We start from the raw sequence: 8,229 nt of genomic DNA, 5'->3' as shown, positions 1-8,229 counted from the left end.
ATATTAATGACGAACGTTAAGAGGGAATAATTAACCTGAACTCGGTTTAAGAGATATTTAACAAATTGAAATATCATCAAAAATTATTTTTCTGCATCGCTAGCTTGATAGTTTTTCTTAATTCAAGGCAAATTTCGCGTCAATAGCTGGCCTATTGCAAGTAAATTTACCGAAGAAGTTAGGAAAAATAGTTGCTAGAGAAACATTTGTTAAGCCTATCTCAGGTTAATTATTGTTCCGTGTCCGTTTAAAAATCGATTAAACGCTCAAAAATTAAATTATGTGAATGATTAATTGGTTTTTTAGCAGAGGCTTACCTACAGTTACAACAATGAGAAGAGTTAATTAGTCTGAATTCGTGAGATGAGAAATGAAAGCGTATTAATTATCCCGAAATCAGCTTTATGGCTGATAGTGCTAGCAATAGCGACTGAGGAGTTACTATGGAATCTTTAAAAGTAGAGCATTACATGAATCACTATCCGATTACGTTTACCGCGGATATGAATATGCAAGAAACAACATTGCGTTTTTTAAAAACGCAACAAATTGGCGGCCCTGTTATTGATAATCACAGTAAAGTAATTGGCTTTATTTCAGAGAGCGATGTTTTGGTGAAAATGTTAGATAGCATGTACTACAACGACAATAACGCTAAAGTTAAAGACATTATGCGCAAGGATGTTTTATCAGTAAAACCATACGATAGCGTGTTAGAGCTGGCACAAAGAATGGTTAACGAACACCCTAAAGTGTATCCAGTTATTGGTGATGATGGTGACTTATTAGGAACAATATGTAGAAACGATGTGTTAAAAGCTTTTGATAAGCATATGAAGTTAAGTATTTCTCATGCTAAAGAGCATGCTGCACATTAAATAGCACATTATAAAGTAAGTTGAAGTAATCATTTCATATTGCTCTGTCTCATTTTAATGAGATAAGCAAAAGTGCTGGTTTAGTGCCCAGTTAATTGATTAATTGGTTTATTTACCCGCTGTAATTCAGTTATTTTACTGTTAAAATGCTTCTTTTGATTAGTATTTGAGTTTTGTTTTGTCTGAGTTTCCTGCTACCGATTTCCCTAATATTCAAGATCTTTTTCAGCGCATCACACTAGCGAAAAACTGTGATGCAGGTAAGCTTAAAAAGCGTTTGATAACGTTACAAAAAAACATCAAAAAAGCGAATTCAGCAGCGCTTAGCGATGAAACTCTTTTGTCTGAAAAAGAGCGACTTTCTTTACAAAAAATACAGCAAGCAATTGAAGGCTCAATTGAAAAAAAGCAACAAAAATTAAGTTGTTTACCTAAAATTACTTACCCTGAAGGCTTACCTATAGCGCAAAGTGCTAAAGAAATAGCTGAAGCGATACAAGCAAATCAGGTGGTAATAATCGCTGGTGAAACCGGCTCAGGTAAAACAACACAAATTCCCAAAATATGTCTTGAATTAGGGCGTGGCGTTGATGGCTTAATTGGCCATACCCAACCACGACGTATTGCCGCTAGAACTGTTGCTAATCGTATTGCCGATGAGCTTAATACCAAGCTTGGCGAGCAAGTGGGTTATAAAGTACGTTTTAATGACCAAGTTAGCGAGCAAAGTTATATTAAGCTTATGACCGATGGTATTTTGCTGGCAGAAATGCAGCGTGATCGCCTATTACGTCAATACGATACCATCATTATTGATGAAGCTCATGAGCGTAGTTTAAATATCGACTTTATTTTGGGTTACTTAAAACAAGTACTGATTAAACGACCTGATTTAAAGGTGATTATAACCTCAGCAACTATTGACCCTCAGCGTTTTGCTAAGCATTTTGCTAATAATGCTGGCGTACCAGCACCTGTTATTGAAGTTTCAGGTCGAACATTTCCGGTTGAAATGCGCTATCGCCCCTTAAACGATACGCCTGAGGGCGATGAAACCGATAATGACAGCGATAGTAATGATGTTATTAGCGGCATACTCAATGCAGTTGATGAGTTATCAAGCCTTGATCAAGGTCGAGGAGATATTCTGATATTTCTCAATGGTGAGCGAGAAATTCGTGATACCGCTGCCGCATTAATTAAAGCAGACTTGCGACATACCAATATTTTGCCTTTGTACGCTAGGTTGACGGTAGAAGAGCAAAACAGAATTTTTAAACCGCACAGTGGTCGTAACATTGTTTTAGCGACTAACGTAGCTGAAACCAGCTTAACGGTACCGGGTATTAAGTATGTAATTGACCCAGGTACAGCCCGTATTTCACGTTATAGTTACCGTACTAAAGTACAACGCTTACCTATAGAAGCGATATCACAGGCCAGTGCAAATCAGCGTTCAGGTCGTTGTGGGCGTGTTTCAGAAGGGGTTTGTATTCGTTTATATAGCGAAGATGACTTTAATAATCGCCCTGAATTTACCGATCCTGAAATTTTGCGGACTAACTTAGCTACCGTTATCTTACAAATGCTAGCGTTAGACTTAGGTTATATTAGCGAATTTCCTTTTGTTGAAGCGCCCGATAATCGTAATATTACCGATGGCATGCGTTTATTAGAAGAAATAGATGCGATAGATAGTAATACCAATAATGTTGCACGTTTAACGAAAGCAGGGCGCTTACTTGCTAAATTTCCTATTGACCCTCGCTTGGCGAAAATGGTGATGACGTCGATAGAGCTTGGTTGTATTGAACAAGTTTTAGTGATTGTTAGTGCCTTAAGTATTCAAGATCCGCGTGAGCGCCCTCATGAGAAAAAACAAGCAAGTGATGAAAAACATAACCGCTTTAAAGACAAACAGTCTGACTTTGTTAGTTTATTAAACCTATGGCATTACGTAACCGCTCAGCAAAAAACGCTAACGCAAAATCAGTTTAGAAAATTATGTCAACGAGAGTATTTATCGTATGTACGTATACGTGAATGGCAAGACATTGTTAGCCAATTAAAGTTAACCTTAAAAGAGCAACAAATCACAGTAACGCGTGTTAATTATCAATTTGAATTAACAGCGAGTAACGCTGAACAACATGCAACACAAGCTATTGATAAAGAAAAGCTAGCAGCACAGCAAGTGACATTAATGCCGGTACATCAAGCTTTGTTATCAGGATTGCTGAGCCATATTGGTCAACAAGATGAAAACCGTGAGTATAAAGGCGCTCGAGGAATGAAGTTTTTCATTTTCCCTGGCTCTGGACTCGCAAAGAAATCACCCAAATGGTTAATGTCTGCCGAACTTGTTGAAACTAGCCGTTTATTTGCTCGCATGAATGCAAAAATAGACCCTTTATGGATAGAGTCGTTAGCGCAGCATTTAGTTAAACGTCATTACAGCGAGCCACACTGGGAGAAAAAACAAGGCAGTGTTATGGCGTATGAGCAAGTTACGTTATATGGCTTACAAATTGTAAGTAAACGCAAAGTTAACTTTAATAAAATAGAGCCGGTAACGTGCCGTGAGTTATTTATTCGGGAAGCGCTGGTCAATGGTGATAGCACGATTAAAGAAAAATTTTTAGTGAAAAACCAGCAACTTGTTGCCAGTATTGAAGCGTTAGAGCAAAAGGCGCGCCGTAAAGATTTTTTAATAGAAGAGCAGCAACTCGTTGACTTTTACAATAACAAACTACCCGAAAGTGCAATTTGTCAGCGTAGTTTTCTTGCTTGGTGGAAAAAAGCAAAACAAGAAACGCCCAATTTATTAAATTTCACTAAAGCATTTTTATTGAATGAAAGCTCGGAAGATTTATCTAAAGATGAATACCCTGATACATGGCAGCAAGATAAATTTACCTTACCGCTTAAATATCATTTTAGCCCAGGTGATATTGACGATGGCATTAGTGTTGTTATTCCTGTCGCTTTGTTAAATCAAATTCAGGATATTGGTTTTGACTGGCTTATTCCGGCTATGCGTTATGAGTTAGTGGTGGCGTTAATTAAAGCACTGCCTAAAAATTTACGCCGAAACTTTGTTCCTGCGCCAAATTATGCACAAGCGTGTTTAGCTGCAATGCCTGCTGAGCAAGGTGAAATAAGCCAAGCATTATCGAAACAATTATTACGTATGTCGGGTGTACGTATGCCTGAAGATGCTTGGGATGAGTTAAGCTTACCTGTGCACTTAACCATGAATTTTCAAGTGGTTAATGAAAAAGGTGTAATTTTAAAACAAGGTCGTAATCTCAATGATTTAAAAGCTGACTTACAAGGTAAGGTCAAAGCGTCAATTCAAAAAGTAGCTGAAAAGGGTATTGAAAAAGCAGACTTAACTCAGTGGGATTTTGGTAAGTTACCAAAAGACTATGAAAAAAAGGTTGCTAATATCGCTATTAAAGCGTTTCCTGCGTTAGTTGATTGCAAAAGTAGTGTTGCTATTGAGCTCTTTGAACAAGCAGAGCATGCAGATGAAGCAATGCTTAAAGGTGTTAGTCGTCTGATTTTATTGAATCTGCCTTCACCTATAAAGTACTTACAAGAAAAGCTGCCGAATAAAGCAAAACTCGGCCTGTATTTTAACCCGTTTGGCTCGATTAGTGATTTATTGCAAGACTGCATTCAAGGTGCTTGTTTGCATTTAGTGAACAGCTTTGCCGAACAGCAAAATAAGGCAGAATTACCAAGAACAGCAGAAGACTTTAAAAGCTGTAGTGACTATGTACGTGCTGAATTAGCCGATACGGTGTTAAGTGCGGCGATTAAAGTCGAAAGGGCATTAAGTTTACGTCATGATATTAGTAAAAAAATGAAAGGTAGTGTGCCCTTAAATATAATTCAAGCACATGGCGATATTAAACAGCAATGTGAGCATTTAGTTTTTAAAGGTTTTGTCAGTGCATCTGGTTTAAAGCGTTTGGATGATATTATTCGTTACTTACAAGGCGTATTACGCCGTTTAGAGAAACTGCCAATAGATCCAAATCAAGATAGAATAAAGTTACTTGATGTTAATAAGGCGGATGATGCCTATCAAGCTATCTTAGGACAGCAACGTAAAGACAAGCCCATTGCCAACAATATTCAAGAGGTGCGTTGGTTGCTTGAAGAGTTAAGAATATCTTTATTCGCTCAAAATTTAGGGACTTCAGCTCCTATTTCGGTGAAAAGAATACTAAACCACCTTAAAAATTGTTAAGGGTAATGTTACTTAAGTGCAATTTTTGATGGTGGCTTGTTATTGACAGCGCGGTTTAAGCTCAGTATAAATAATGCCAAGTGTGTTCCATTTTATGTAGGAGTAGTAATGAAAAGTTTTAATGATAAGCGTAACTTTTATCGCATGATGTTAAATCGTGAAGTGGTGGTGACGGTAATTGATGACGAAGCTAATGCCAACATTGCTGCAACATGCAGAGATTTAAGTGCGACAGGTATGGCACTAGAAATGGAGCAACCTATTGAATTAGGAACACATATCAGGATAAAAGTTGACTCTTCAGGGGAACAAATACAAGCGCTTGATGCGCGCGGTAAAGTGGTTCGTCTTGATGAGGAAAGTGACAACTGTTACTTATTAGGTATTGCGATTGAAGAAATTGATTAAAATACGAGCTTTTATCGCTTTATAATGCTTAGTCGCTAAAAGCTGTTATTGCACAAATAAAAAAGCTTAAGTAATTGATAACCATAATGGCTATTAATAACTTAAGCTTTTTTTATTTCTATTTTTGTATAATTGAGTATTACCTTCACGCAATTCAGTAAACTTAGCGTGAGTTAACCTGAATGTAGGTTAACTAGTCAATTTGGCAAACTAAGCCTTTTAAATAATAACCTTCAGGATAATTTGATGAAATAGGGTGGTCGGCTGCTTGCTGTAAGCGTTCAACAAAATAAGCGTTACGTTTAGCATCAAGGGCTGCGTCAGCAACAACTTTTTGAAATAAACTCGCCTCCATTAACCCTGAGCACGAAAAGGTTAACAATAAGCCGCCAGGCTTAATTAACTGCATCGCCAACATATTAATGTCTTTATAACCACGACAAGCCCCTGTTAATTGCGCTTTTGATTCAACGAATTTAGGGGGATCTAAAATAATCATATCAAACTGGCGTTTTTCAGTGCGGTAACGGCGTAATAGCTTAAATACGTCTTCTTTAACAAAAGAAACGTTACTGTCTTCTAAACCATTTAGTGCTAAGTTTCTTTTACCCATGTCTAGCGCAGGTTGTGAGACATCAACATTAACGACTTCCTTGGCATTATTAGCGGCACAGTGGAGCGAAAAAGTACTGGTGTAAGAGAAACAATTTAAAATAGTTTTGTCTTTAGCAAATTTACCAGCGGCGAGGCGAGAGTCGCGTTGATCTAAATAAAAACCAGTTTTATGACCCGTAGCTATATCAACATGAATTTTAATACCATGCTCTTCAATAATACATTCGGTAGAGTCTTGTGGCTCTGACAACCAGCCCGTAACAGGCTCTAACCCCTCTTTTTTTCGTACATCAACATCTGAGCGCTCATAAATATGACAGTTAGGGTAAAGCTCTTTTAAACAGCTAACTAAGGTGTAACGTTGAAAGTCTGCACCGGCACTGAGTAGTTGGCAAACAATAAAGTTGTCATATTTATCAATAGTTATACCGGGTAAACCGTCAGACTCGCCAGCAATTAATCGATAGCCGGTTAAGTTACCTTGCTCAATAAACCAATCACGTCGTGCTTGGGCACTTTTAAGTTTTTTAATAAAGAATGCATGATCTATTTCTTCGTGTTCATCGAAGCTCCATACACGAATACGAATTTGTGATTCTGGAGAATAAGCGCCTTTTGCTAACCAGTTACCCTTGTTATCAAGTATATCAACGGTTTCCCCTAACATTGGTTTACCTTTGATTTTATTGACCGCTTTAGAAAAAACCCATGGGTGTTTTCGCAATAACGATTTTTCTCGACTAACATTTAAATAAATTCTGGCTGACATAGGTCTATACTTACTTTTGATGAATATAATAACGCGAATAAGCGTGCGTTATTCATTTTTGAGAGGGAGTGCGCCGATTGTAGACAATGCGAGTGCTAGGTGCAAACTTTACCTAAGTTAATTATTGCTATGGATAAAGTTGTTTACCGTCTTAACGAATAAAAGCCTAGATTTTGATAACAAGAGAAACTTTTTATGAATGTTTGTTATAAAGTGCATATATCTGGAAAAGTACAAGGTGTTTATTTTCGTTCATCTGCCCAGCAACAAGCTATTGATTACAGTATAAGTGGCTATGCTCGTAACTTATCAAATGGTGATGTTGAAGTATTATTATGCGGAGAGCAGAGTAACATTGACAATATGTTAGCGTGGTTGGCCCATGGTCCTGAGCAAGCTGAAGTTGACTCGATTGACTATGAGCAGGTGGCAAGGCAAGAGCACCATTTTTTTTCGATAGGCTAAGCTAAATTGTTATTTGGGCTATCAACCAAGTTAAAACGTTTTATGGGGTTGCCATCTCTGATTATTGTTTCATCAAACATGGCTAGCGGTCTTAGCCAAATATCATTTGTATCGTTTTCTGGATGATAAACCACCATTAATTCTTCTGTTTCACTGTGCTTTGCAATATAAAGGACATGGTAGAAGTTACCTTTAAAGTGCTGATATTTTCCAGGTTTAATCATAAGAGGGCTTAAATTAGTTCGTTTTAGAATGGGTCTTTTAATATTTTATCAATAACCCACTTACCTTTACGCTGAATAAGTGAGATACGTTTTACATCTTTGAGTCTATTATCATTGTAATAACCATCAAAGTAGACGGTTACAATAGCACTACCTTTAAATTGTTCACGAATTTTTACGCCACTATCATCAGGTTTAACTTCAACCTTGTCATAAGACATATTAAACAAGTGTCGACCAACGGCTTCGGGTGAGCGGTAATGTAAAACTAAGCGAGAGAGTTTGTCATCACAGACTAAAGCAGCTTTTTCGATATTTTTTTCATTATAAAGCGCATCAAAAAAAGCAACGGCGACGAATTTAGGGTTATCTATGGTGGTTATTTCTTCTTTTTCATTGCCACAAGAAACTAGTAACAATAAAAAAGGAATTGATAAATATTTTAATAAAAACATTAACTAATAATCCGAAAACAAGAATAGTAGTTATCATAGCGTAATTTATTATTAAGGTGAAATTTATTACTTAAATGCGTGTTTAAGTTCCCTCATACCTATAACTAAAAAAGGCACCGTAGTGCCTTTTTTTGTTAAATATCTCTTAAACCGAGTT

General features: G+C 37.1%; 7 protein-coding genes. 4 read left to right on the top strand and 3 right to left on the bottom strand.

Annotated elements, in window-relative coordinates; translation table 11 throughout:
* Nucleotides 1–443: 443 nt before the first annotated feature.
* From KO495_RS11110 to KO495_RS11100, 3 genes are all read left to right on the top strand, one after another.
* A complete protein-coding gene (locus KO495_RS11110; RefSeq protein WP_215980483.1) occupies nucleotides 444–878 on the top strand; it encodes a CBS domain-containing protein in 435 nt (144 codons plus the stop codon).
* Nucleotides 879–1,056: 178 nt separating this feature from the next.
* Nucleotides 1,057–5,136, top strand: coding sequence for an ATP-dependent RNA helicase HrpA (gene hrpA / locus KO495_RS11105; protein WP_252738920.1), 4,080 nt, complete (start codon nucleotides 1,057–1,059; stop codon nucleotides 5,134–5,136).
* A gap of 108 nt (nucleotides 5,137–5,244) precedes the next feature.
* Entirely contained in the window at nucleotides 5,245–5,544 is a 300-nt protein-coding gene (locus KO495_RS11100) for a PilZ domain-containing protein (protein ID WP_215980482.1), read from the top strand.
* Nucleotides 5,545–5,737: 193 nt separating this feature from the next.
* Here KO495_RS11100 and KO495_RS11095 read toward each other — a convergent pair whose 3' ends face one another.
* Nucleotides 5,738–6,928: a class I SAM-dependent methyltransferase gene (locus tag KO495_RS11095; RefSeq protein ID WP_215980481.1), complete on the bottom strand. Its 1,191-nt coding sequence runs from the start codon at nucleotides 6,926–6,928 to the stop codon at nucleotides 5,738–5,740.
* Nucleotides 6,929–7,123: 195 nt separating this feature from the next.
* Between KO495_RS11095 and KO495_RS11090 the strand changes: the two genes are divergently transcribed.
* The gene (locus tag KO495_RS11090; RefSeq protein WP_215980480.1) at nucleotides 7,124–7,393 is read left to right on the top strand and encodes an acylphosphatase; all 270 of its coding nucleotides are present in this window, start codon (nucleotides 7,124–7,126) and stop codon (nucleotides 7,391–7,393) included.
* Here the strand turns inward: KO495_RS11090 and KO495_RS11085 are convergent.
* Both KO495_RS11085 and KO495_RS11080 read right to left on the bottom strand, forming a co-directional pair.
* Nucleotides 7,390–7,617, bottom strand: a complete 228-nt coding sequence (locus KO495_RS11085; RefSeq protein ID WP_215980479.1) for a DUF1653 domain-containing protein — start codon at nucleotides 7,615–7,617, stop codon at nucleotides 7,390–7,392. The genes KO495_RS11090 and KO495_RS11085 overlap by 4 nt on opposite strands.
* Before the next feature lie 23 nt (nucleotides 7,618–7,640).
* Nucleotides 7,641–8,072, bottom strand: coding sequence for a hypothetical protein (locus tag KO495_RS11080; RefSeq protein ID WP_215980478.1), 432 nt, complete (start codon nucleotides 8,070–8,072; stop codon nucleotides 7,641–7,643).
* Nucleotides 8,073–8,229: the final 157 nt, after the last annotated feature.

Source organism: Colwellia sp. D2M02 (genome assembly GCF_018860755.1).
GTDB lineage: Bacteria > Pseudomonadota > Gammaproteobacteria > Enterobacterales > Alteromonadaceae > Colwellia > Colwellia asteriadis.
The sequence above is the reverse complement of the archived record's forward strand: the minus strand, read 5'-3'. Positions and strand labels throughout refer to the sequence as shown.

Coding starts and splice junctions, on each gene's coding strand:
- KO495_RS11110 (WP_215980483.1), top strand. CDS start 444: ATGGAATCTTTAAAAGTAGAGCATTACATGAATCACTATCCGATTACG.
- KO495_RS11100 (WP_215980482.1), top strand. CDS start 5,245: ATGAAAAGTTTTAATGATAAGCGTAACTTTTATCGCATGATGTTAAAT.
- KO495_RS11095 (WP_215980481.1), bottom strand. CDS start 6,928: ATGTCAGCCAGAATTTATTTAAATGTTAGTCGAGAAAAATCGTTATTG.
- KO495_RS11090 (WP_215980480.1), top strand. CDS start 7,124: ATGAATGTTTGTTATAAAGTGCATATATCTGGAAAAGTACAAGGTGTT.
- KO495_RS11085 (WP_215980479.1), bottom strand. CDS start 7,617: ATGATTAAACCTGGAAAATATCAGCACTTTAAAGGTAACTTCTACCAT.
- KO495_RS11080 (WP_215980478.1), bottom strand. CDS start 8,072: ATGTTTTTATTAAAATATTTATCAATTCCTTTTTTATTGTTACTAGTT.